General features: G+C 49.2%; 1 pseudogene. It reads right to left on the bottom strand.

Going from position 1 to position 512, the window contains the following annotated elements:
- Window positions 1–512 (bottom strand): annotated as a pseudogene (locus ACWHAR_RS32240) (PucR family transcriptional regulator); the annotation flags it as partial.

Raw genomic sequence — 512 nt, 5'->3', positions numbered from 1 at the left:
AGAAGGATTTGCAGCTGCTGCGTCGTTTCCAGCAAGTAATGGAGCTGCTTTTCGGTTTTTTCTTCGATTTCGTCTTTCAGCCGGATGATGATGACCGAATAAGTTGAAGGAACTCCGATGCCAAGCTGGTGAAAGCCGTCGGAGATTTCCTGATCTTCCGAAATGTGCCCGGTCAATAGCTTCCAGAAAAATTCCTGGCTGCGCTGTTCATTTTTTCTTTTTCGGACCTGATAAGGCAGCAGCTTGTTCTTTACGGAATCCGCGGCCAGCTTCAAAAGGTGAAGCTCGTCTTCCGACAGCGTTTTTTGGCTTTCCAGCGCCCAGATAAAACCGATAACCTCGCTGTTTTTCCAGATTGAAATCGCCACGCGGCTCGACAGGCCGACTTCATCGATTTGTTCGACCCTGATCGGTTCGTCGGTTTTCATCAAGGCGGGAATCGTTCCATCCTTCCAAAGCTTGTTGATGACTTTTTCCGGAACGCGCCTTCCGATGATTGTTGACGTTCTCGC

The organism is Bacillus sp. LR--39, from assembly GCF_053613335.1.
Note: the sequence above shows the minus strand (reverse complement) of the source record. Positions and strands in the feature narration are given on the sequence as shown.